The 22,740-nt window shown below is 72.6% G+C and carries 15 protein-coding genes; 8 read left to right on the top strand and 7 right to left on the bottom strand.

The genetic code is table 11. The annotated features are described in order from the left end of the window. Positions 1-206: 206 nt before the first annotated feature. A complete protein-coding gene (locus tag AC068Z_RS19755) occupies positions 207-2,159 on the top strand; it encodes a M28 family metallopeptidase (protein WP_478556929.1) in 1,953 nt (650 codons plus the stop codon). Between the two features lie 73 nt (positions 2,160-2,232). After that, positions 2,233-4,248 (top strand): M36 family metallopeptidase, encoded by a 2,016-nt coding sequence (locus AC068Z_RS19750; protein WP_478556927.1) that lies wholly within the window; start codon positions 2,233-2,235, stop codon positions 4,246-4,248. 109 nt (positions 4,249-4,357) lie between these two features. Here the strand turns inward: AC068Z_RS19750 and AC068Z_RS19745 are convergent, their stop codons facing one another. Continuing rightward, positions 4,358-5,443, bottom strand: coding sequence for a WD40/YVTN/BNR-like repeat-containing protein (locus AC068Z_RS19745; protein ID WP_478556925.1), 1,086 nt, complete (start codon positions 5,441-5,443; stop codon positions 4,358-4,360). Positions 5,444-5,736: 293 nt separating this feature from the next. Here AC068Z_RS19745 and AC068Z_RS19740 point away from each other — a divergent pair, with 293 nt between their 5' ends. Next, positions 5,737-6,303 (top strand): Rv1733c family protein, encoded by a 567-nt coding sequence (locus tag AC068Z_RS19740; protein WP_478556923.1) that lies wholly within the window; start codon positions 5,737-5,739, stop codon positions 6,301-6,303. 147 nt (positions 6,304-6,450) lie between these two features. Here AC068Z_RS19740 and AC068Z_RS19735 read toward each other — a convergent pair whose 3' ends face one another. After that, entirely contained in the window at positions 6,451-8,427 is a 1,977-nt protein-coding gene (locus tag AC068Z_RS19735) for a HEAT repeat domain-containing protein (protein ID WP_478556921.1), read from the bottom strand. A 92-nt stretch (positions 8,428-8,519) separates the two neighbouring features. After that, positions 8,520-10,169 (bottom strand): acyl-CoA dehydrogenase family protein, encoded by a 1,650-nt coding sequence (locus AC068Z_RS19730; protein WP_478556919.1) that lies wholly within the window; start codon positions 10,167-10,169, stop codon positions 8,520-8,522. 74 nt (positions 10,170-10,243) lie between these two features. Between AC068Z_RS19730 and AC068Z_RS19725 the strand changes: the two genes are divergently transcribed. Continuing rightward, positions 10,244-11,011, top strand: coding sequence for a PaaX family transcriptional regulator C-terminal domain-containing protein (locus AC068Z_RS19725; protein ID WP_478556917.1), 768 nt, complete (start codon positions 10,244-10,246; stop codon positions 11,009-11,011). A gap of 236 nt (positions 11,012-11,247) precedes the next feature. Here the strand turns inward: AC068Z_RS19725 and AC068Z_RS19720 are convergent, their stop codons facing one another. Then, a complete protein-coding gene (locus tag AC068Z_RS19720) occupies positions 11,248-12,021 on the bottom strand; it encodes a pectate lyase (protein ID WP_478556915.1) in 774 nt (257 codons plus the stop codon). A 318-nt stretch (positions 12,022-12,339) separates the two neighbouring features. Between AC068Z_RS19720 and AC068Z_RS19715 the strand changes: the two genes are divergently transcribed. From AC068Z_RS19715 to AC068Z_RS19705, 3 genes are all read left to right on the top strand, one after another. Next, positions 12,340-13,644 (top strand): extracellular catalytic domain type 1 short-chain-length polyhydroxyalkanoate depolymerase, encoded by a 1,305-nt coding sequence (locus AC068Z_RS19715; RefSeq protein ID WP_478556913.1) that lies wholly within the window; start codon positions 12,340-12,342, stop codon positions 13,642-13,644. Positions 13,645-13,784: 140 nt separating this feature from the next. Beyond that, positions 13,785-14,252: a hypothetical protein gene (locus AC068Z_RS19710; RefSeq protein ID WP_478556911.1), complete on the top strand. Its 468-nt coding sequence runs from the start codon at positions 13,785-13,787 to the stop codon at positions 14,250-14,252. Positions 14,253-14,260: 8 nt separating this feature from the next. Further along, complete coding sequence (locus AC068Z_RS19705; protein ID WP_478556909.1) at positions 14,261-18,541, top strand: HAD-IC family P-type ATPase; 4,281 nt, start codon at positions 14,261-14,263, stop codon at positions 18,539-18,541. Here AC068Z_RS19705 and AC068Z_RS19700 read toward each other — a convergent pair. Continuing rightward, positions 18,519-19,889 (bottom strand): nucleobase:cation symporter-2 family protein, encoded by a 1,371-nt coding sequence (locus AC068Z_RS19700; RefSeq protein WP_478556907.1) that lies wholly within the window; start codon positions 19,887-19,889, stop codon positions 18,519-18,521. The two genes, AC068Z_RS19705 and AC068Z_RS19700, sit on opposite strands and share 23 nt — an antisense overlap. Positions 19,890-19,956: 67 nt before the next feature. Continuing rightward, positions 19,957-21,300: an FAD-dependent oxidoreductase gene (locus AC068Z_RS19695; protein ID WP_478556905.1), complete on the bottom strand. Its 1,344-nt coding sequence runs from the start codon at positions 21,298-21,300 to the stop codon at positions 19,957-19,959. Between the two features lie 198 nt (positions 21,301-21,498). On the opposite strand from AC068Z_RS19695, the gene AC068Z_RS19690 reads away from it, so the two are divergent. Continuing rightward, positions 21,499-21,957 (top strand): DUF6214 family protein, encoded by a 459-nt coding sequence (locus AC068Z_RS19690; RefSeq protein ID WP_478556903.1) that lies wholly within the window; start codon positions 21,499-21,501, stop codon positions 21,955-21,957. Here the strand turns inward: AC068Z_RS19690 and AC068Z_RS19685 are convergent. After that, the gene (locus AC068Z_RS19685) at positions 21,942-22,640 is read right to left on the bottom strand and encodes a TetR/AcrR family transcriptional regulator (RefSeq protein WP_478556901.1); all 699 of its coding nucleotides are present in this window, start codon (positions 22,638-22,640) and stop codon (positions 21,942-21,944) included. The two genes, AC068Z_RS19690 and AC068Z_RS19685, sit on opposite strands and share 16 nt — an antisense overlap. Positions 22,641-22,740 lie beyond the last annotated feature (100 nt).

Below are 22,740 nucleotides of genomic sequence, written 5' to 3'. Positions count from 1 at the left end.
CAAACCAGGCTAAGCCTTTTCACAGTCGTAGACGATGCAACCAAGTATCGTTGAACGTTCGCCTGCTTCGTCCTCCCGTACATCCCAGGATGCGAGCGCGCAACCGAAGACGGACGATGGAGAGAGCGGGAGCGGTTACTGCCGTCCGGGACGTCAATTCGGTCACGTGCTCATTCCGGACCGGTCCATTTCGTGGAGGCACCGAAATGCCCGTGCTCTTCTTCGACATAGGAGCGACCCTGGCGGATGCCCGGGAGGAGGCGGACGGTTCCCTGACGCTGCTGCCCCGACCCCGCGTCCTCGCCGTGCTCGACGCCTTCCCCGACGTACGCAAGGGCGTCATCTCCAACCCGGGCTCGAGTGCGGGCGACGCGGAGCGGGCCGCCTCAGCCCTGCGGGAGGCATTCCCGGGCCGGTTCACGGACGACACGCTGATCCATTGGGGCCCCAAGAACAGCCGGGGGATCTTCGACGAGGCGGTCGCCGGCACGGCGGGGCGGGAGATCACGGCCTCCGCTGCCGACGAGTGCGTCTTCGTGGGGGAGGACCACCAGGAGCGCGCGTTCGCCCGGGAGGCAGGACTCCGTACGGCGGCTCACCCCGTGTTCACCGGCGCCGCCGTGGAGAACCGTCCCGTGCTGTGGGCGCGGATCGAACTGCCCGAGGACCGAGGACTGCCCGCTCTGGAGACGGCGGCGAACCAGACCGAGGCCGTTCCCGTCCACATCGCCTCCGCGCGGCTCGTGCTGGCCATGGCGACCATGCGCGGCGCCGCCGCACTCGAACAGGCCGGGTTCACGGTCGACCTGCGGGGGCCGGTGGAGGAGACGGCGGCCTTCCTCATCCGCGACGACCTCCCCCTCCCGCCGGGCTCCGCGGACGCCCCGGACAGGGCGACGGCACGCGCCACGTCCGCTTTCGGCCTCGTCGCCGACGAGCTCGCCGGCTTCACCGCCCGACCGCTGCTTCCGCTGGGCCCCGCGCCGGGCGGTGTCTACCTCGCCGCACCCGCCGGCGTTCCGATCGAGAACGTCCACCTGCCGGGTGCGAAGCCCGGCCACACCGAGCGACTGCTTCCGGACCCGGCGCTCCTCTCCCGCCCCGGCGAGGCATGGACACAAGGACTCGGCGCAGAATCCACGGAAGGCCCAGAGCCGGGCCCACTCCGGTCGGACCCCTCCCCGGAGACGATCGCCGCGGTAAGGGCGGCCGTGACCCCCGGGGTGCTGCGCGGCCATGTCGCGCGCATCTCCGGCGTGGAACCGCTGAGAGACGGCGAGGCGTTGCGGGTGCGCAGCCGTGACGCGTCCGCCGCTGACAACCCCCGAGTCGTCGAGGCGCTTGCGGACCGCTTCCAGAACCTCGGCCTGGCGGTACGACTGCACCGGTTCCGGTGGCGCGGACAACCGTTGTTCAACGTGGAGGCCGAGCACCGTGCGGCCGGGGCGGACTCCACGGTTCTCATCACCGCGCACCTGGACTCCACCGCCTCCAACGGCGAATTCGTCGACGAGAACGGCGACCCGCGCCCCTACGACCCCACCGAGGACCCCGCGCCGGGCGCCGACGACGACGGCAGCGGAACCGCCGCCGTCATGGCCGCGGCCGAGTGCCTGCACCGCTTGCTCGCCGAGGGCAGGACACCGACCCGGAACCTACGCTTCGTGCTCTTCAACGCCGAGGAACAGGCCCTGCTCGGCAGCAAGTTCTACGCGCGGGCCGCCGCCGCGGCCGACGACCGCATCGCCGGTGTCTTCCAGATGGACATGATCGCGGGTCGTCGGCAGGGCAGCCCACCCACCGTCGAGATCCACGCCGGCTCCTCGGTGCCGGGTCCGGTCGTCGGCGCTTCCGACGCGCTGGGCGCGCTCGTCGCGGACACCATCCCCGCCCTCGACCCCGCGGTGACGGTCCAGCAGCTCACCGGCCCCTCCGATCCGGCGATCGGACGGAGCGACCACACCAGCTTCCACGAGCGAGGGTGGGCGGCCATCGCCGTCTCCGAGGACATCTTCGCTCCGGACGGCGGGCCCGGTACGGGGACCAGGCAGTACCACACCCCGGGAGACACCCTCCTCGACCAGGATCACAGCCCGGAGTTCGCGGCCACGGTCGCCCGCTCCGTCACGGCGACCGCCCTCACCCTCGCGGGCCTGTAACCACTCTCGACGGCCCGTAGCCCACAAGACAGTCGAAGCCGGGCCTCAGGCCCGGGTCCCAGGAGCGTGCGTCATGACCCAACTCATCGACAAGCGGAATCTGGCGTACGACCGGTTCGACCGCGTCCAAGGCGCCCAGGCATTTCTCCACGAGACCAATCGCGTGGCGGAGTCGGTGCACCACACCCTCATCGCCGACGACAGCAAGGTGAACCGCTTCACCGGGCACCTGACCGAACTACGGGTGGAGGGCGCACAAGCCGGCCCCACCGACCGGCCGGGCACCGAGGCCGCCGACGGCGACTACATCGCCCGCGCCAAGGAGTACCTCTCCTCGGTCTCGGGGGCGATCGGCTTCGCCGCCGGAGAGCCCGCCGAGTTCGAGGCCGATCCGAAGGTGACGTCCACGAGCGGCGGTATGCGCGTGGTCAGCCTTCAGCAGACACTCAACGGCATCGACGTGTGGGGCATGGCTCCCAAGGTGTGGCTGCGCGAGGACGGCACGGTCGACAGGGTCGTCGGCGACACGGTGAGTGTGCAGAGCAACGCTCCCACGATGCCGGAAGTGCCGGTCGATGCAGCCCTTGCCGCCGGCGCCGCGAAGGCCGCCGAACCGATCACCATCGAGGGCCCGTTCGGCACCGACGAGCTGCCGGCCCTGGACATCTCGGACGGCTTCCGCCGGCTCAGCTCCCAGGCGCGCAACGACCAGCCGACGACCTTCGAGGCAGGCGCCTTCGACGAGGCGATCCCCGGGCGGCTGGTGTACTTCTACATGGGCGACGACGTCCGTCTCGCCTGGTCGTTCAGGTTCTCCCGCGCGAGCGGCGCCGTGCAGTACCACGCGCTCGTGGAGGCTGACGCGAAGACGGCGGACCCGACAGCACCCCAGGTCCTGTATCTCCAGGACCTGACCGATCACATCGTCGGAGGACTGGTGGTCCGGCAGAACCCGGCCGAGACCGAGCCCGCCCTGGCCTCCTTCCCGCTCCCGCTGAACGACTATCCGGTCAGACTCCCGCCAGAGCCGTTGCCCGGGTTCCCCGGCCCGTGGGCCACGCAGCAGAACGGGCATGTGGCGACCGTCGGGAACAATGTGCGGGCCGTCGACGCGGACACCGGCAAGAGCTTCCAGGTCGATGTCGACGCGGCGGGCAACGGGGTGTTCGCCCCCCACCCCGACACAGTGGAACAGCGCATCACCAACATCTTCTTCGTGTGCAACTACATGCACGACTTCTTCATGATGCTCGGCTTCACGGAGAAGCACGGCAACTTCCAGACCGTCAATTTCTCAGGCCTGGGCAAGGGCGCCGACCCCGTCGTGGCCCTCACCCACCCCGGGCCCGTGCTCGGCACGGCCAATATGCTCTCGCGCGCCGACGGTGTGGCAGCGGAAATGAACATGGGACTGGTCGCCAGAACCAATCGGCACACGGCCATGGACGTCGACATCCTCCGACACGAGTTCACCCACGGTGTGACCAACCGCCTCGTCGGCGGTCTGCACGACGCCAACGGTCTGCGTGAGGCGCAGTCGCGGGCGATGGGAGAGGGCTGGTCGGACTACTTCGCACTCACCATCCGCAACTACTTCCGGGAGCGGGAGCATCCCGTGATCGGCGACTGGGCGGTCGGCAGGCCGGGCGGCATCCGCCAGCGGCCGTACGACGACCAGTACCCCGGTGGCTTCGGGGACATCGGACGGGTCGCGAACGGGCTGGACTACACGAAGATCCACAACGTCGGCGAGATCTGGTGCTCCGCGCTCCTGGAGATGACCCGCCGGATCAGCGCGGAACTCGGCAGCAAGGAACGCGGCTACCGGGTGGCCTGGCAGGCCGTGGTCGACGGGCTGAAACTCACCCCGAAGAACCCGTCGTTCCTCACCGCCCGTGGCGCGATCCTGCGTGCCCTGAAGGACCTCAGGGGCACGGCCTTCACTGAGGCCGAGTACCCCAAGGTCCGCACGGCTGCCTGGGGATCCTTCGTCCGCTACGGCATGGGCTTCGACGCCTTCTGCCCCAACGCGTCCTTCATCGGCTGCCGGGCCGGCACCGAACTGCCCCCCGCGGGGCAGGAGGACTGAGGCGGTCAGCTGCCCCGACGGGCGCCCTGACGATCGACTCGGACACGGGTCCTGTCCGACGATCAAGTACCGCCCCTCGTCGCAGGGCTGCCGGCAGGCACGGTGCCACTCATCCGATCACCGCCGCGCGCACGCACAGCACGTCCGGCAGGTGCGAGGCCAACTGGCGCCAGCTGTCGCCGTCGTCGGAGGAGGCGAACACCTCGCCGTTGCGGTTGCCGAAGTACACGCCCGCCGGGTCCGCGTCGTCCGTGCACAAAGCGTCGCGCAGCACCGTGCCGAAGTGGTCCTCCTGGGGCAGCCCCGCCGACAGCGCCTCCCACGTCTTGCCCGCGTCCCCGGTGCGGAAGACCCGGCAGCGCCGGCCCGCGGGCACCCGGTCCGCGTCGGCGTTGATCGGGAACACGTACGCCGTGTCACCCCGGTGCGGATGGGCGGCCACCGCGAAGCCGAACGTGGACGGCAGTCCCTCGCCGATGTCCGTCCAGGTCGCGCCCGCGTCGTCGCTGCGGTACACCCCCCAGTGGTTCTGCAGGTACAGCCGGTCCGGGGTCGCCGCGTCCCGCGCCACCTTGTGCACGCACTGGCCGAACTCCGGGTTGGGGTCGGGCAGGAACACCGCGGACACACCGGAGTTGGAGGGCGCCCAGTTCGCGCCGCCGTCCGAGGTGCGGAAGACGCCCGCGGTGGACACGGCCACGGTCACCGACCGCGGGTCGCGCGCGTCGGTGAGCACGGTGTGCAGTCCCTCTCCGCCGCCGCCCGGCACCCACTGGGAGCGGGTGGGGTGCTCCCACAGCGGGCGGACCAGCTCGAAGGTCTCGCCGCGGTCCTCAGAGCGGTACAGCGCTGCCGGTTCCGTGCCCGCGTAGACCACGTCCGGCTCGGCCGCCGCCGGGTGCAGCTGCCAGACCCGCTCCAGCGAAGCCCCGGTGTCCTTGGGGAACTTGACGGCCGGCTGGGCCGGTTCGGTCCAGCTGCGGCCCAGGTCGTCGGAGTGGAACACGGACGGGCCCCAGTGCGCGCTGTCGCCGCCGGCCAGGAGCCGCGGACGCTCACCCCTGGTGTCGATGGCGACCGAGTACACCGCCTGCGCGTTGAAGTACGGGCTCTCGTCGAACTCCCAGGCGTCACCCCGCTTCCGCCCGATGAACAGGCCCTTGCGTGTGCCCACGGCCAGCAGTACCTCGGTCATGCCCAACACCTCCGCGACGTCTTCGTCTCAGACACGGGCCAGTCTGCACCCCGGCACTGACAGTCACCTCTGGAAACGGCTTCGTCGCAGGTCAGCGCGGCGATGATAGACCGCCTTCCGGATCGGCGGGGGCGATTTCCGGAAGACGCCCGCCCGGGCCCCGGGCCGGTGCCACGGTCGGAGACAGGGCGGTCGGCGTACGCGATCCGGCGGCTGTCGTGAGCATCGGGAGGCCGTCCGCCGTATGGGAGGACGGTCCGGCAGGTGGTGTGCGCATGAGGAGGAACCCCGCGATGGCGTTGCGAGGTCCGAGGGTGTGGCTGTGGCGCTGGCGGCGCAATCCGCTCAAGCGCCGCGCCGACGCGGTGGAGTCCTGGGTGCTGTTCGGGGCCTGGGCGATCACCGTCCTCGTCGGGGTGGCGGCCGGTTTCACGACGGCCGGGTCCATCGAGGACGGCCTGGCCCGTGAGCGCGCCGAGTGGCGCCCGGTCCAGGCCCGGCTCACGGATCGGGCGCCCGCGACCTCGAGCGGCGGGCAGATCTGGGCGAAGGTCCGCTGGACGGCGCCGGACGGGTCCGAGCGCACCGGGCAGGCCAGGGTCGGCCCGGGCAGCGGAGCGGGCACGCCGGTCACCGTCTGGACGGACCCCGTCGGCCGCCTGGTCACCGAGCCCGCCACCGCCACCCAGGCCCGCTCACGGGCCGCCCTTACCGGCGGCCTGGTGGGAGCGAGCGCGGCGCTCGTCCCCTTCCTGGGCGGCCGCATGCTGCGCCGCCGCCTGGAACGCCACCGCATCGCCCAGTGGGACGTCGAGTGGGCCCGCTTCGGACCGAGCTGGGGCGGCCGCACGACGGGCTGAACACCGCGGGCTCCCGGGGCCTACGCCTGAGATACCCGCGCGCCCTCCGCAGGTCCCCGGACTGCGCGCGGCGCGCCCTGCCTGGGGCCGAGAACCGGGCGCCGATGGCCCCAGCACCGAGACCCACCGTGCCCAAGAATCGGCGCCCTACATCGCCTCCAACATCTCCCGGCACACCCTCAACAGCTCCTCGTCGTAGGCGATGTCATGGCTGCCGTGACCGTCGGTATGGGCCGTGTGCCGCCGGGGTGTGACGAGTTCTGTTTCCACCAGGTCCCGCAGTGGCGCGCCCGCCGGGCCCATCGCCCGCAGGCATGCGGCGACCGAGCGGCGCAGGTGCGGCTTCTCCTCCCAGGTGGTGCGCAGCACCGGGAGAGCCGTCTCCGCCTCGCCGCCGATCCGCCACAGCGCACCCGCGGCCGTCGCGCGCCGTTCCGCCGACCCGGCGGACTCCGCGGCCCGGCGCAGTTCCGGCAGCGCGGCCTCGCTCACCGGCCCCAGCCGCCCGAGCGCCTCGGCGGCCACCCCCCACCGGCGGGCGTCGGGATCCGCCAACCCGGCCAGCAGGACCGGCAGTACAGCGGAGGGCTCCTCCTCGGCCGAGAGCAGTGCGGCCGCCGCCGGGACCGCGTACTCCGTGTCCAGCAGCCCCCGCAGCGCCGGTATCGCCTCCCGCGCCCCGGAGCCCCACGCACCGAGCGCGGCGACCGTGGACTCGATCAGCATCCTCCGCGAGCGGTCGCCGCCCTCCAGCAGCCGCAGAGCCTCCGGCACCGCCTCCGCATGGCCCAGCACGGTGAGCGCCCGCAGCAGGGGTCCCGCCCTGCCCGGCGTCTCGGGGTCGTCGAGGGCGAGTGAGCCGAGGCGGCGGCGCAGTGCCGGGGCCAAGGGCGCCGCGGCGGCGCCCAGCCAGGAGATCTCGTGGCCCAGGTCGTCCGGCACCACGGCCCCGGCGAGCACCTCGGCCAGCACCGGCACCGCCCGCGGATCCCCGGACCGGACCAGCGCCCGGAGCGGATCGCCCAAGGTCGGCGCTCCGTGTTCCCATCGCCGTACCCAGTGGGCGGGCCGGGCCCGCACCAGGGTGTGGAGGTCGTCGGCCGCGGGTGCGGCCAGCCCGAACAGCTGCTTGAGCGCGGCCACCGCCGCGTCCCGCAACCGGTCTTCCTCCGCGCCCAGTTGGGCCCCGATGAGGGCCACCGGTTCGCTGAAGTCGCCGCGCCAGGTACGGAACAGGGTCCCGGACATCCACACCGCGTTGCACCGGTCCGCCCAGTCCGGGCTGCTCAACTGGCCCACCAGCAGGGCGGTCCGGTCGGCTGTCCGGCCGTCCAGCGCGTGGTGGAGGGTGCGCAGCAGTTGCGAGCCCTCTTCGTCCGACGGCCGCAGCCGGCGCAGCCGGCCGACGAGGGTGTCGGTGGCGTGCGGGCGGGCGCACACCACCGACCGGCAGGCGCGCCGCCGTGACCGCTCCCGCAGCAGCTCCACGGCGACGGCGACCAGGTCGGCCGGTATCCGGTCCGGGGCGCAGCCCGCGAGTTGGCCCAGCGCCGCGAGGCGCAGCTCGGGCCCGTGGGGCAGCGCGCACTGCGCGGCCAGGAGGTCCACCGCGGCGTCGGCGTGCGCGGGGTGCCTCCGGGCGAAGAGACCGAGGCTCTCGGTCAGGGCGAGCAGCACGCGGTCGTCCCGCTCGACGGTGATCCGCTCCCGCAACAGGCGCAGGACGCGGGCCGGTTCGTCGAGGAACCGCACGAGCGCGCCCGGCGCGGTCCGGCGCACCCCGGGGTCCGGGTCCCCGGCGAGCTGCACGAACACCTCCGCGCCCGCCCGTACGGCGGACGGGCCGTCGCCCTCCCCGCCGATGCTGACCAGCAGTTCCACGACGGCGCCCCGGTCCGGCACGAGCGGGCACGCCGCGAGGGCGAACAGGAACGGCACGCAGGCCAGCGTCGAGTCGTACACGTCTCCCTGGTGGTGCACGGCGCCGTAAAGGCCGTCGAGCGCGGTCTCACGCTCGGCGAGGTCCGCCGAGGCCAGGCCCCTCAGCAGTGCGGGCACGTCCTCGGCGCTGCCGTACGCATGGTGCATCGAGGCCCAGTCGACCTCGTCGATCCCCGTGAACACTAGTCCTCCCCAGGCAAAAACCACCTGGTTGGGAGTCTGCACCACGGCACTGACAACGGGTCGGAATCGTGCTGTGACTGTGTGCGAACCGGTCAGTGCGGCAGCGCGCGGTCCACTATTCCGGCCACGTCCGCCCCGTCGGGGAGCGTCCCGAAGGCGTGCCCCCAGTCGCCGCCCAGCCGGCTCGCGCAGAACGCGTCGGCGACCGCGGGCGGGGCGTGCCGGACCAGCAGCGACGCCTGGAGCGCCATCGCCATCAGCTCCACCAGGCGCCGGGCGCCGCTCTGCGAGGCTTCGGAGAGCATGTTCTTGAGCCGTGTCACGGCCGCGTCCAGCCGGGCGTCCGCCCCATGGGCGAGGGCGAGTTCGTCGAACAGGGCCTGGGCCACGCCGGGTTCCCGGCCGAGGGCGCGCAGCACGTCGAGGGCGTTGACATTGCCCGAGCCCTCCCAGATCGACAGCAGTGGGGCCTCGCGGTAGTGGCGGGGCATGCCCGACTCCTCCACGTAGCCGTTGCCGCCGAGGCACTCCAGCGCCTCCGCCGTGAAGGCCGGGCCCCGCTTGGTGACCCAGTACTTGCCGACGGCGGTGGCGATCCGGCGGAACGCGCCCTCACCGGCGTCGCCGCGCACCGCCCGGTCGGCGGCGCCCGCCAGACGCAGGGTGAGCGTGGTGGCGGCCTCGGACTCCAGGGCCAGGTCGGCCAGAACATTGCGCATCAGCGGCTGGTCGACGAGCCGCGCCCCGAACGCGCTGCGGTGACGTGTGTGGTGCCCGGCCTCGACGAGCGTCTTGCGCATCAGCGCCGCCGACATCATCACGCAGTCCAGGCGGGTGCAGTTGACCATCTCGATGATGGTCTTGACCCCCCGTCCCTCAGGCCCGACCAGCCAGGCGACGGTCCCGTCGAACTCGGGCTCGCAGGAGGCGTTTGACCGGTTTCCCAGTTTCTCCTTCAGGCGCTGGACGCGGAAGGTGTTGCGGGTGCCGTCGGGCAGGACGCGCGGCACCAGGAAGCACGACAGCCCGCCCGGCGCCTGGGCCAGCACCAGGAAGAGGTCGCACATGGGCGCCGAGGTGAACCACTTGTGGCCGCGCAGGGTGTACACACCGGGTTCCGCGGTCGGCGTGGCGGCCGTGGTGTTGGTGCGGACGTCGGAGCCGCCCTGCTTCTCGGTCATCCCCATGCCCGCGAGCAGGCCCCGCTTCTCGGTCGGCACGCGCAGCCCGGGGTCGTACTCCCTGCTGGTCAGCAGGGGTTCGTAGATCTTGGCGAGGTCCGGCTGGGCGCGCAGCGCGGGGACTGCGGCGTACGTCATCGACGTCGGGCAGCCGTGTCCGGCGTCGGTGTGCCCCCACACCAGGCCGCCGGCGGAACGGGCGACATGGGCGCCCTCCCGGTCCTCGGCCCAGGGCGCCGCGGCCAGGCCCTCGCCGACCGCGACCCGCATCAGCTGGTGCCAGCTCGGGTGGAACTCGACCTCGTCGACGCGATGGCCGTACCGGTCGTGGGTGCGCAGCTCCGGCTCGTGGCGGTTGGCCCGCTCGCTCCACTCCTGGGCCTCGGGCCCACCGGCCGCACGGCCCAGCCGCCGGACGTCCGCCTCGGCCCATCCGGCGCCCTCCCGGCGCAGCCCTTCGAGCAGGGCCGTGTCCTCGGAGGCGTCGTAAGGGGCCAGGGGAGGGGGCTGATTGGTGACCTCGTGCGTGGCGTACGGCTCGTGCTCGGGTGTCAGGACCATACGGCGAGTGTTGCACTTGTGCTGCGATCGCAGCAATAGTGCAACATCGAAATCGGCGCCGTACAGTACGGCCCATGGGGACGAACGAGACGGCCGGGGCGGCCGAGGCGGTGGAACTCGCCCTGCGCCCGCTGTCCGCTCGCTCGGTCGTGCTGAGCCTGCTGCTCGGCAGCCATCCGCCGGAGCTGCCCGTGAAGGACCTCGTGCGCGGGGTGGAGCCCTTCGGGGTGGGCGGCTCCACGGTTCGGGCCGCGCTCAGCCGGATGGTGGCGGCCGGGGACCTCCAGCGCGCGGACACCGTCTACCGGCTCAGCGACCGACTGCTGGAGCGTCAGCGCCGCCAGGACGAGGCGGTACGGCCCCGCACGCGCGCGTGGGACGGCGACTGGGAGATGATCGTGATCACCGCGACCGGCCGGGGCCCCGCCGAGCGGGCCGAACTGCGCGCCCGGCTGACCGCGCTGCGCCTGGCCGAACTCCGCGAGGGCGTCTGGCTGCGTCCCGCCAACCTCACTCGCCCCCTCCCGCCGGACCTCGACCCGGTGTCCCAGCACTACGCCGCCCGACCCGCCACTCCCGCGCGGGAATTGGCCGAGACGCTGTGGCCCGTGGAGGAGTGGGCCGCGACCGCGCGGGCGCTGCTGGCCCACGTCGCCGAAGCGCAGGGTCCCGCCGACCGGTTCACGGGCTTCGCCGCCGTCGTACGTCATCTGCTGGCCGATCCCGTGCTGCCGCCCGAACTCCTGCCCGCCGACTGGCCGGGGGCGCGGCTGCGCGCCGCCTACACGGGGTATCTGCGGGACGTGACCGAGCAGGTACGCGCTCGCGTGGAGCGGAAATGACGCGAACGGGTACACGCTCGCGTGGAGCGGAAATGACGCGGACAGGTACGCGCGCGTGCAGCGGAGATGACGCGAAGACGTGCGCGGGCGGAATGACCCGGCGGGGTACGCGCGCGTGCGGGCCGCACTGACCCGCCGAGGCGGCACGCGCGCGTAGCGTCCGGGAACGGCACGGCGGCCGTACGAAGCGCCGTGCGGGGACGCTTCGTACGGCCGCCTTCACCGCGGGGGGAGGGTTATCGGTAGGTGATGTCCGAGGTCGAGTACAGGCAGTTGGTGCTGTCCGGGCCCGTACCGACCGCGGTGGTGTTGTTGTACTTCTGGCAGGGGACGACCCGGCGGCTCGCGTCGTTGAGGATTGTGATGCCGCGCAGGGTGGCCACGTCGTTGCGGTTGACGTTGATGCCGACCAGACGCGCGGTGGTCCCGGTGCCGGTCACCTCGATGTTGCTGAGGTTGACCCGCCGCGTGTACTGCGTGGAGCAGTCACCGCACGAGCGGTACAGCGTCTTGAACTCGCTGACGGCGAAGTTGGAGATGTTCACCGTGCCGGGGCCGTTGTGCTGGAAGACCTTGTCGGCGGCCTTTTTGGCGCCGCCGCCGGTCACCGTGTACGTCGAGCCGCCCCGGAAAGTGGCCGCGTCCTCGCCGACGTCCTCCCACCAGACGTTCTGCAGTGTGCAGTTGCCCTCGCAGTGGATGCCGTCGGCGCCGGGCGCGCCGATGATGACGTTCTTCAGCGTCGCGCCGGCCGCAAGCCGGAAGATCGGGTCCTGGCCCTCCTCCTGCCCGTCGCCGGCGAGGTCGCCGCTGCCGTAGTAGCGCTTCATCCCGCCGTCCACCGTGCCGGAGACGGGGATCGTGGCGCTCACCGCCTGGCTGCTGGTGGGAGTCGGCCAGGTGGCGGCGTGCGCCGCCGGAGTCGTTCCTGTCGTGATCATGCCAACCGTGACGCCGAGTGAGGCGAGCCCGCCGATCAGCGCGCGATGCCTGGTCCTTCGTGAAGTCATGTCCCGATGCCTTCTTCTGAGTGGGGGGCAGATCTTTCGGCTCTTGTCCGTTCCTTCGAATCTCATCCGTGAATGACGTTCGTGATGATGAACGCCATCCCTCAACTGTGCGGCCTTGTGTGCCCGTTGGGGTGCGGGCCGGTCACGCCGTTGAACGGAAGGTAGAGGGAAAGCGCTTTCTGGTCAACGCTTCGCGCGAGTCACTTTCGGCCGCCGTGTACGGCGGGTCGAGCGAATTCTTTCGACGCGTGGGAGCGCTTCCATGGCGGCCATGTGCATGCCACGATGCTGGACCGGCCGACCAGAAGGGACCAGGACGTGCCCACCCCCACGACACGACGTGCCGTTCTCCTCACGGCACTGTTATCGCTGCTCACGGCACTGCTCGTCACCGCGCCCGCATCCTCGGCGACCCGCGCCGGGACGACCTACGTCAGCCCCGCCGCGACCCTCACCGAAGTCACGGACTTCGGCGCCAACCCCAGCAACCTCCAGATGTACCTGTACGTCCCGGACAGCGTGACCGACAACCCGGCGGTCCTGGTGGCCGTCCACTACTGCACCGGATCGGGCCCGGCGATGCACTCCGGCACCGAGTACGCCTCGCTCGCCGACCGCTACGGCTTCATCGTGGTCTACCCCTCGGTCACCCGGGCCGGCAAGTGCTTCGACGTCGCCTCCCCGCAGGCCCTGACCAGGGGCGGCGGCAGCGATCCGGTCGGTATCAAGTCCATGGTCGACTGGACCGTCAGCACCTACGACGCCGACAGCTCGCGGATCTACGCCACCGGCATCTCCTCCGGCGCGATGATGACCAACGTCCTGCTCGGCGTGTACCCCGACGTCTTCAAGGCCGGGGCCGCCTTCGCCGGCGTACCGTTCGGCTGCTTCGCCACCACCGACGGCTCCGAGTGGAACAGCGCCTGCGCCAACGGCACCATCACCCGCACCCCGCAGGCCTGGGGCGACCTCGCCCGCTCCGCGTACCCCGGCTACACCGGCCCCCGGCCGCGCATGCAGCTCTGGCACGGCACGGAGGACGACGTGCTGCGCTACCCGAACTTCGGGGAGGAGATCAAGCAGTGGACGAACGTGCTCGGTCTCGGCCAGACCCCGGCCGCCACCGACTCGCCCCGGTCCGGCTGGACCCGTACCCGCTACGGCGGCACCGGTGACCAGGCCCCCGTCGAGGCGATCAGCCTCCAGGGCGTCGGACACAACCTCTACAGCTACGGCGTCATGGGCCCGCTCGCCATCGCCTTCTTCGGCCTCGACGACGACGGCCCCGCGCCGCAGCCCCCGGCCGGCCCCTGCAAGGTCAGCGTCACCACCAACGCCTGGAACACCGGCCTGACCGCCTCCGTGACGATCACCAACACCAGCACGACGACGGTGAACGGCTGGCGGCTCGGCCTCACCCTGCCCACCGGCCAGACGATCACCAACGGCTGGAACGCGACCTACACCCCGGTCTCGGGGGCGGTGACGGCGACGAACGCCTCGTACAACGGCACGATCGCGCCGAACGCGAGCGTCAGCATCGGCTATCAGGCGACCCACACCGGCAACAGCGCGGCACCGAGCGCCTTCACTCTGAACGGCACCGCCTGCACGACAGGCTGAACCCACGGCCGTCGGGGGCCGGCGCCCGCGACGGCCGTACCACCGAATCCTCCCTAGACCCGCCGACCTCCCTTTTCGAATTCCGAATCACGGGAACCCGCCGGATCAAGCAGGCGATTCGCTCGGGAGGCGAGAAAGCCATGGCAGAGCAGACATCGTCGACCACCCTGCCGCAGCCGCTGCGCACCACGGCCTCGGCGCTGAGCAAGGTCCCCGGCGCCGGCACGGTGGGCCGGGCCGCCGGGGGCGCACTGGACGCCATCGGCAGCGTGTCGCCCCGCGGGCGGCGGATCGCGGTCTACACCGGCGCCGGCGTGCTCGGGGTTACGGGCCTGGTGGAATGGCCGGTCGCCGTCACCGGGGCGGCTGTGGCCTGGCTGACCCAGCCGCGACCGCACGAACCGCACGCGGGAGAGACGCTGCGTCAGAGCACGGGAGCCGACCAGCAGCCGACCACGCAGAAGGGCACTCTGAAGGGCGGCTCCAAGAAGCGCGCGGCCGCCAAGCAGAAGGCCCTGGCCAAGAAGGCGAAAAAGGCCAAGAAGGCAGGGAAGACCTCTCCCGGCCAGGCGTCCACCGTGCGCCCCGGCAGCCGTAGCGGCAGCTGAGGCGCGCCATGGGACGGGGATTGCTGACCGGACCCTCCGCCGCCGTGGCCGGGCTCGTGCTGGCCGGGCCCCGGCTGCTGGCACGCGGAGCCGCGCCCGCCGTGGGAGTCGCCGCCGGAGCCGTGGCCGGGACCGCGCGGGCAGGGGTCAGGAGCGCCGACGCCGCCGCCCGGGTCGGCCGCGTCGCCCGCAACGCGCTGCCGGGCGGCGAGCACCACTGGCGCTCCGGGCCACGGGCGCACCTCGCCTTGCGCCCCGCCGCACCGGAGCGCGTACAGCACCATGGCGGAACCGCTCAGGCCGCCCGGAAGGTGGCCGTCGCCCTCGCCGAGCACCCGGAGGTGGCGTACGCCTACTGGGACGGCGGACTGGCCCGGCTGGTCGTGGCCGCGCGCGAGGAAGTCGTCACGGACGAGGTGCTGGAGCATGCGTCCGCCCTCGCCGAACGCCACGGGCTGGGACCGGGCGACGACGACTCGGTCGAGGACTTCGTGCACCCCGGCGACCCCGACGGCATCCGCACCGCTGCCGCCGCGCTCCTGGCCGACGTGGTCGGCACCGGGGCGGCGCTCACCGCGTACGCGCTACGGCTGCCGCCCTCGCCCCGCTTCGTCACCGCCGGGGTGACCCTACTGCGGGAGAACCCGTGGTTCCGCGGCCGGCTGCGCGACCGGGTCGGCCGATCCCGCACCGACCTGCTGCTGGCGGTCGCCAACGCCGCGACGCACGGCGCCGGACAGACCCCGACCTCCCTGCTGCTCGACGGCACCCTGCGCACCTTCCAGCTGGCGGAGACCCTGGCGCGGGCGAGCGCCTTCGACACCCTGCACGACCGGCTCTGCGTTCCCGACCGCCCGGACGTGGCACCCGACGTCTGCGAGCGCCCGCCCCTGCGCTCCACACCCGCCCACGACTACGCCAACCACGCCGAGACCGGCAGCATGGTCGGCGCCGCCGCGACCCTGCTGGTCAAGCACAGCGCCGGGGAGGCGGCCGAGGCCGTGCTCGCGGGCTCGCCCAAGGCCGCCCGCTACGGACCGGCCGCCTTCAACGCGGTCCTCGGCTGCGCCCTGGCCCGGAGCGGAGTGCTGGTCCGGGACGCGGAGCGGGTACGACGGCTGGAGACCGCCCGCACACTCGTCCTGCACCCCAGCGCCCTGCACAGCGAGGGGGAGGACAGCGCGGACGCCTGGACCGAGGCCGTCCTGGACGCCGCGCGCCACGCCGGCCTGCGGGTCGTGGTCGTCGACCATCCCGCCCTGGAGGACTTCACCGCCCTCGCCGACCGCGTCGTACGGGACCGGCCGCTGCGCGACGTCGTGGAGTCGCTGCGCGAGCACGGCTGCGTGATCACCGTCGCCCGTCCCGAGACCGCCGACGACACCGACGTACTGACCGGACTGCTGAGCTCCGACCTGGCCGTCGCGCTCGCGGACGGCGACTCGCCGGTCGTGTGGGCCGCGGACCTCGTGGCCACGGGCGGACTGGCCGACGTATGGCGGCTGCTCACCGCCGTGCCCGCCGCGCGCAAGGTCGGCAGCAGGTCCCAGACGCTCGCCCGGTCGGGTGCCGCGCTCTCCGGCCTGCTGGTGGCCGTGGGCGAGTCCCGGCGAGGCCGGCCGTCCCCGCTGCCCGGGCTGCAGCACGCGCCCGTCGACATCGGCGCCGCCGTGGCCCTGTTCTCCGGCGCGCGGGCCGCCCTCGGCGTGGCGGCGACCCCCGCGCCGCATCCCCGGGCCCGCGTGGCCTGGCATGCCCTGCGGCACTCGGACGTACGGGCCCGGCTGCGCCGCAGGTCCGAGGGGGAGCCGTCGGCCGTGGAGCAGGCGACGGGCCGGGTGCGGCGGGCGGCCGACGCCGCGGGCCGCGTCCCCGCGCTGGCGCCGGCGCGTTGGTCGGTGCGGCTGGCGCGTGCCGTGCGCGGCGAACTGGACGATCCGCTCACCCCGGTGCTCGCCGTCGGCTCGGCGGCCTCGGCGATCCTCGGCTCCGCCATGGACGCGCTGCTCGTCGTCGGCGCCCTCGATCTGAACGCGCTGGTCGGCGGTGTGCAACGGATGCGGGCGGAGAGGGCGTTGGCCGGTCTGCTGGCCGAGCAGAAGCGCAAGGCCCGCGTCGCGTCGGACGAGTCCGGGCATGAACCCCCGCACACCGTCGACGCCGCCAAGCTCATCCCCGGCCAGATCATCGAGCTCAAGGCCGACGACGTGGTCCCCGCCGACGCCCGCCTCCTGTGGGAGGAAGGTCTGGAGGTCGACGAGTCCGCGCTGACCGGTGAATCGCTGCCCGTGGACAAGCAGACCGATCCCACCCCGCACGCCCCCGTGGCCGATCGCCGGTGCATGGTCTTCGAGGGCACCACCGTCGTCGCCGGACACGCCCGGGCCGTGGTCGTGGAGACCGGTGAGCGCACCGAGGCCGCCCGTGCCGTGGCCCTCGCCGCCCGCAAGCCGCCGTCCGCCGGAGTGCAGGCCCGGCTCCAGGAACTCACCGCCAAGGCCCTGCCGTTGACCATGGCGGGCGGTGCCGCGGTGACCGGGATCTCGCTGCTGCGCGGTACGCCGATCCGGGAGGCGGTCAGCGGCGGTGTGGCGGTGGCGGTGGCCGCCGTGCCCGAGGGGCTGCCGCTGGTGGCCACGGCCGCGCAACTGGCCGCCGCACGCCGGCTCAGTCGGCGGGGCGTCCTGGTGCGGGCCCCGCGCACGCTGGAGGCCCTCGGCCGGATGGACACCCTCTGCTTCGACAAGACGGGCACCCTCACCGAGAACCGGCTGCGGCTGGTCCGCCTCACCGACGCCGAGGGCAGCACGGGCAAGCCGGACGACGAGACGGGAGCGCCCGTCCTGCGGATCGCCGCCCGCGCCTGCCCCCAGCTCAACGGCGGCTCCGACCGCCCGGCGCACGCCACCGACGAGGCCGTCCTGGCCGCGGCCGACGACGACCCGGACTGGACGCAGACCGAGGGCCTGCCCTTCGAGGCCGCCCGCGGCTACGCCGCCGCGGTGGGCCACGAGAAGGACGACGCCCGCGTGCTCGTGGTCAAGGGCGCCCCCGAGACCGTCCTGCCCGCCTGCCGCGATCTGCCGGACCACGCCACCGAGGCCGCGCACTCCCTGGCCCGCGACGGACTGCGCGTCCTCGCGGTCGCCCGGCGCCGTGACGCGGCGGACAAGGACACCGAGGAGGCCTTGCGTGATCTGGAGTTCGTCGGTCTGCTGGCGCTGGCCGACGTGCCCCGCGAGACGTCCCGGACGCTGGTGCACGGGCTGCGCGACGAAGGCGTACGGCCGGTGATGCTGACCGGTGACCATCCGCAGACCGCGCTCGCCATCGCCGTGGAACTGGGCTGGCCCGAGGACACGGAGGTGGTCACCGGCGACGAACTGGCCGCCGTCGACCGGGCGGAGCGGGCCCGGATGCTGCACGACGCCGGTGTCGTCGCCCGGGTCGCGCCGGAGCAGAAACTCCAGGTCGTCGAGGCGCTGCGGGACTCGGACCGGGTCGTCGGCATGGTCGGCGACGGCGCCAACGACGCGGCCGCCATCCGCGCCGCCGACATCGGCGTCGGCATCAGCGCCCGGGGGTCGGCGGCCGCCCGGAACGCCGCCGACCTGGTGCTGACCGGGGACGACCTGACCGTGCTGATCGAGGCGATCGCCGAGGGCCGCGCCCTGTGGCACAGCGTCGCCGACGCCATCGCCATCCTCATCGGCGGCAACGCGGGCGAGGTCGGCTTCGGCATCGTCGGCACGCTGCTGGGCGGGTCCGCGCCGCTGTCCACCCGCCAGATGCTGCTGGTGAACCTGTTCACGGACCTCTTCCCGGCGATGGCGGTCGCCGTCACCCCGCACCAGGACCCCGGCGACCCCGGGACCCACGACGACCATCCCCTCGGCACGTCCTTGCTCGGCGCCCCGCTGATGGAACAGATCCGGCACCGCGCCATGACCACGGCCCTGGGCGCGGTGGTCGCCTGGCTGATCGGCCGGTTCACGCCGGGCACGGCCCGCCGCTCCACCACGATGGCGCTGTGCGCGGTGGTGGGCACCCAGCTCGCCCAGACCCTCGCCGACCGCCGCGACAGTCCCCTGGTCCGGGTCACCTCGCTCGGCTCCGCGGTCGCCCTGGTCGCCCTGGTCCAGACCCCGGGCGTCAGCAACCTGTTCGGCTGCACCCCGCTCGGCCCGGTCGCCTGGGCGGGCGTCGCCGCGGCGATCGCCCTCGCGGTGGCGAGCCAGCGGGCGCTGCCTCAACTGGAGTCCACCGTCATGCGGTTGGCGCGCCGCTAGAAGCGCCGTCGTCGACCTCTTCCTTCAGAGCGGCTTCCCTCGAGGGCGAGACCGCCTTCGAGGGAAGGTGGTTGAAGAGCAGGTTCAGGGCGATCGCCGTCAGACACCCGGCGCTGATCCCGCTGTGCATCACCGTCTGGAACCAGTCCGGGAACTCGTCGTAGATCGTCGGCACCCCCACCGGCAGCACGCCCATGGCGACCGAGACGGCCACCACCGTCAGGTTGTGGTTACCCGTGAAGTCGACCTTCGCGAGGGTTCGCAGTCCGCTCGCGGCCACCGTCCCGAACATCACCAGACCCGCGCCGCCCAGCACCGGAGCCGGTATCGCCGCGACCACCGCGCCGAGCTTGGGCAGCAGCCCGAGCAGCACGAGGATGCCGCCGGCCGCCGCGACGACCCAGCGGCTGCGCACCCGCGTCATACCGACCAGCCCGACGTTCTGCGCGTACGCCGTGTAGGGGAAGGTGTTGAAGACGCCGCCGAGGACGGTCGACAGGCCGTCGGCGCGCAGTCCGTCGGAGAGGGACCGCGCGTCGACCTCGCGGTCCGTCATCTCGCCGACCGCGATGAAGTCACCGGTCGTCTCCGTCATCGTCACCACGGCCACCACGAGCATGGCGAGGATGGCCGACACCTCGAACGTGGGCGCGCCGAAGTGGAAGGGCGTGCTGATGCCGACCCAGTCCGCGTCGGAGACCCCGCCGAAGTCGGTGAACCCGAACGGCACGGACACGGCGAGGCCGACGACGATGCCGACGAGCACGGCGATCCGGCTGAGGAAAGCGGGCGCGAACCGCTGCACCCCGATCACGACCGCCAGCACGAACGCGGCCAGCGCGAGGTTCTTCGGCTCGCCGAACTCCTCCGAACCGGCGCCGCCCGCGGCCCAGTTGCCCGCGACCGGCAGCAGGGAGACACCGATGATCAGGATCACCGTGCCGGTGACGAGCGGCGGGAAGAAGCGCAGCAGCTTTCCGAACACCGGTGCCAGCAGCACGATCGCGAGCCCCGCGACGATCACCGAGCCGTAGATCGCGGGCAGTCCGCCGCCCTCCGTACCGATGATCACCATGGGGGAGACGGCCGCGAAGGTGCAGCCCTGCATGATCGGCAGCCGGACGCCGAAGCGCCAGAAGCCGATGCACTGGATGAGGGTGGCGACACCGCACACCAGCAGGTCGGCGGTGATGAGATACGCGAGGTCCGCGGGCGACAGGTTCATCGCGCCGCCGACGATCAGGGGGACCGCCACGGCGCCCGCGTACATCGCGAGGACGTGCTGCAGGCCGAAGGCGGCCAGGTGGCGGACCGGTGGGACTTCGTCAACGGGGTGTGGTGAGGTCATGCGCGAGACCGTAGGCCCCTTGAACAGTTTGTTGATTTCCGAGGCGTTTCCGGTGCGTGTCCCGGCCCTATGACCCGTTGCCGTGCGCGGCGTTCATCAGTGCCTGCCAGTCCGCCAGCTTCACGACCCGCCGGCCCAGGGTGGCCCCCAGTGCCGCCTCCGCCTGCTCGATCGCGCGCCAGCCCTCCCACCGGACCGGCTCGACTCCCGCTGCCCGCATGACCGTCAGCGGATCTTCGGGAACTTCCCTTTCCACGAGCACGGCGGCGTCCTCGATCAATGACGTCACCGTTTCCTTCGCGCACGGCCTGTTCGTGCCGATGACTCCAGTGGGGCCTCGCTTGATCCAGCCGGCCACGTACTCGCCCGGCACGACGACCCCGTCGCGCAGGACGCGGCCCGCGAGATTCGGCACCGTGCCGGTCGCGGGGTCGAACGGCAGGCCCTCCAGCGGAACTCCGCGATAGCCCACCGAGCGCAGCACCAACTGGGCCTCGATGTCCTCGAACTGCCCGGTCCCGGCCACCCCGCCGCGGCCGTCCGGCGCCGTGCGCTCGAAGCGGACGGCGCCCACGCGGCCGTCCTCGGCGAGGAGTTCGACCGGCCGCAGGTAGAACCGCAGGCTGATGCGCCGTAGGGCGTCCGTGGCCGCTGTCTCCGTCCAGCCCCGCAGCACCTCCACGTTGCGGCGCGTTGCGCCGGGCAGGGCCGAGGGATCCGTCCAGGCCGGGTCGAGGGCGGCCTCGGCCGGGTCGACGGTGACGTCGGTGTCGGGCAGGGAGCCCAGTTCGCGCAGTTCCTTGGTGGTGAAACGGGCCTGGGAGGGGCCGCGCCGGCCCACCATGCTGATCTCGGTCACCTTGCTCGCGGACAGCGCGGTCAGCGCCGCCTGCGGCATGTCCGTCGGGGACAGCTCGGCCGTACCGCGGGCCAGCATGCGGGCGACGTCCACCGCGACATTGCCGACGCCGATCACGACGGCCGAGCGCGCACTCCGCACGAAACCGTCGTCGACGGCGTCCGGGTGGGCGCTGTACCAGGACACGAACTGGGTCGCCGACCAGCTGCCCGGCAGGTCCTCACCGGGGATCCCGAGGTGCCGGTCGGTGGCGGCGCCGACGCAGTACACCACCGCGTGGTACAGCTCCCGCAGCCGGGCGGCCGGGATTCCGTCGGGACCGATCTGCACCCCGCCGAGGAACCGCACCCGCTCGTGCTCGAGCACTGTCCGCAGGTTGTTCTGAAGGGACTTGATCTTCTCGTGGTCGGGCGCCACGCCGTACCGGACGAGTCCGTACGGGCAGGGCAGACGGTCCAGGACGTCGACGCGCACCGCGGGGTCCTGCTGTACGAGACTCTGCGCGGTGTAACACCCGCTCGGCCCTGAGCCGACGACGGCGACATGCAGCACGGCGGAACTCCTCACCCGTGGGATCTCAGGAGAGCGCTGGTGCTTCCAGCATCGCACCTGTGGTGCTGCGCTGACAGGGTGCTGACGCGGAGTGGCCGTGCGTGTCCTTTTTATGGAGTGTGATGATGCGGTTACGTTCCGTGTGTGCTAGAAGCATCCTTTCTTAATCTTTCTGATCGTTGTCCGACGGACGGCCAGGTGTCCGTGTGGCCCGCGTGGGAAGTGCAGGAGAGCGAGAGCGCGACCGCGTGGTTCCAGGTCCGCCTCGCGTTCGCCGACGGCGCCCGGGTCGACGCGCTCGCCGTCGTGTCCGAGGGACGCGTCTCCATCGAGGACGTACGGGCCCAGCCCGCGCTCTCGCTGCACGATCTGACCGTGCTCGCCGACTGGATCGAGGAGCCGTTGTCCGAGGCCTGCGGGGTGGCCGAGGGCCCGGAGGGCGAGGCAGGCGGCGCCCGGCGCGCCCGGCCCGCGTGGCCCCGCGGGGTCGAGGGGCGATGGCTGATCGCGCAGGAGTACCGGGCGGCGCAGGAGGAGGGGTTCGACCCCGTCCTCGCGGTGATGTGCGCGACGGGACACAGCCGCCGCAAGTCGCTGCGCCTGATCGCCCAGGCGCGTGACGCGGGCTTCCTGACCCCACGTCACGCCCGGCGCTGAACTCGGTTCCCCGTCGGCCCGGCCGGCTCCTCCCCGGTCTGGAAGAACCGTGAAAGGTCCATGTCGCACGTCCCGCCGGACGCGCCCCCCGGGTCCGGCGGGACGCCCATCTCCCAGTCCAGCCGGTAGCGCTTGAAGAGCTCGGCGCGCAGCACCGGCACCGGCATCGGCACCCCGGGCACCAGCGCCGCGTAGACCGCGCCCATGAGCAGGGCGCGGAGCATCGGATAGTCGGCGTCCACGTCGGGCGAGCCGTGCCGGGCGCAGGTGTCCCGCAGGAGTTCGGCGAGGCGCCGCTGCTCCGGGCACTGGATGAAGCCCTCGGTCTGGAGGATGCCCGCCATGTGCTGGCGCATCAGCACCGGCCGGTCCCGGGCGAGCCCCAGAATCGCGTCGATGGCCCTCGCCATCCGCTCCCGGCCGTCCTCGGTGCGCGGCTCCCGCTCCAGCCCCTCCTCCAGGGTGCGGTGCATCAGCCGGTGCACCGCGGACTGGACGAGCTGGCGTTTCCCGGGGAAGTAGTACGACACCAGACCGCGCGCCGAACCGGCCCGGTCCGCGATGTCGCCGAGGGTCGTGGCCTCGAAGCCGCGCTCACCGACCAGTTCGACCGCCGCCTGCAGAAGCCGTTCCCGGGAACGCCTTCGCAGTTCTTCATTGACCGAAGCGCTTCGCGGGGACATGCTGTAACTCCTGCGTTGACTGGCTGCCAGCCAACTATACTCAGCGCATCCGGTCGTGCCGTTGTGCCGGCCGGTTCGGTGCCGCCTGCCTTGGGCGACG

Source organism: Streptomyces sp. NPDC043726 (assembly GCF_056436565.1).
This window is presented reverse-complemented; position numbering and strand designations above follow the sequence as displayed.

Coding starts and splice junctions, on each gene's coding strand:
- AC068Z_RS19755 (WP_478556929.1), top strand. CDS start 207: ATGCCCGTGCTCTTCTTCGACATAGGAGCGACCCTGGCGGATGCCCGG.
- AC068Z_RS19750 (WP_478556927.1), top strand. CDS start 2,233: ATGACCCAACTCATCGACAAGCGGAATCTGGCGTACGACCGGTTCGAC.
- AC068Z_RS19745 (WP_478556925.1), bottom strand. CDS start 5,443: ATGACCGAGGTACTGCTGGCCGTGGGCACACGCAAGGGCCTGTTCATC.
- AC068Z_RS19740 (WP_478556923.1), top strand. CDS start 5,737: ATGGCGTTGCGAGGTCCGAGGGTGTGGCTGTGGCGCTGGCGGCGCAAT.
- AC068Z_RS19730 (WP_478556919.1), bottom strand. CDS start 10,169: ATGGTCCTGACACCCGAGCACGAGCCGTACGCCACGCACGAGGTCACC.
- AC068Z_RS19725 (WP_478556917.1), top strand. CDS start 10,244: ATGGGGACGAACGAGACGGCCGGGGCGGCCGAGGCGGTGGAACTCGCC.
- AC068Z_RS19720 (WP_478556915.1), bottom strand. CDS start 12,021: ATGACTTCACGAAGGACCAGGCATCGCGCGCTGATCGGCGGGCTCGCC.
- AC068Z_RS19710 (WP_478556911.1), top strand. CDS start 13,785: ATGGCAGAGCAGACATCGTCGACCACCCTGCCGCAGCCGCTGCGCACC.
- AC068Z_RS19705 (WP_478556909.1), top strand. CDS start 14,261: ATGGGACGGGGATTGCTGACCGGACCCTCCGCCGCCGTGGCCGGGCTC.
- AC068Z_RS19700 (WP_478556907.1), bottom strand. CDS start 19,889: ATGACCTCACCACACCCCGTTGACGAAGTCCCACCGGTCCGCCACCTG.
- AC068Z_RS19685 (WP_478556901.1), bottom strand. CDS start 22,640: ATGTCCCCGCGAAGCGCTTCGGTCAATGAAGAACTGCGAAGGCGTTCC.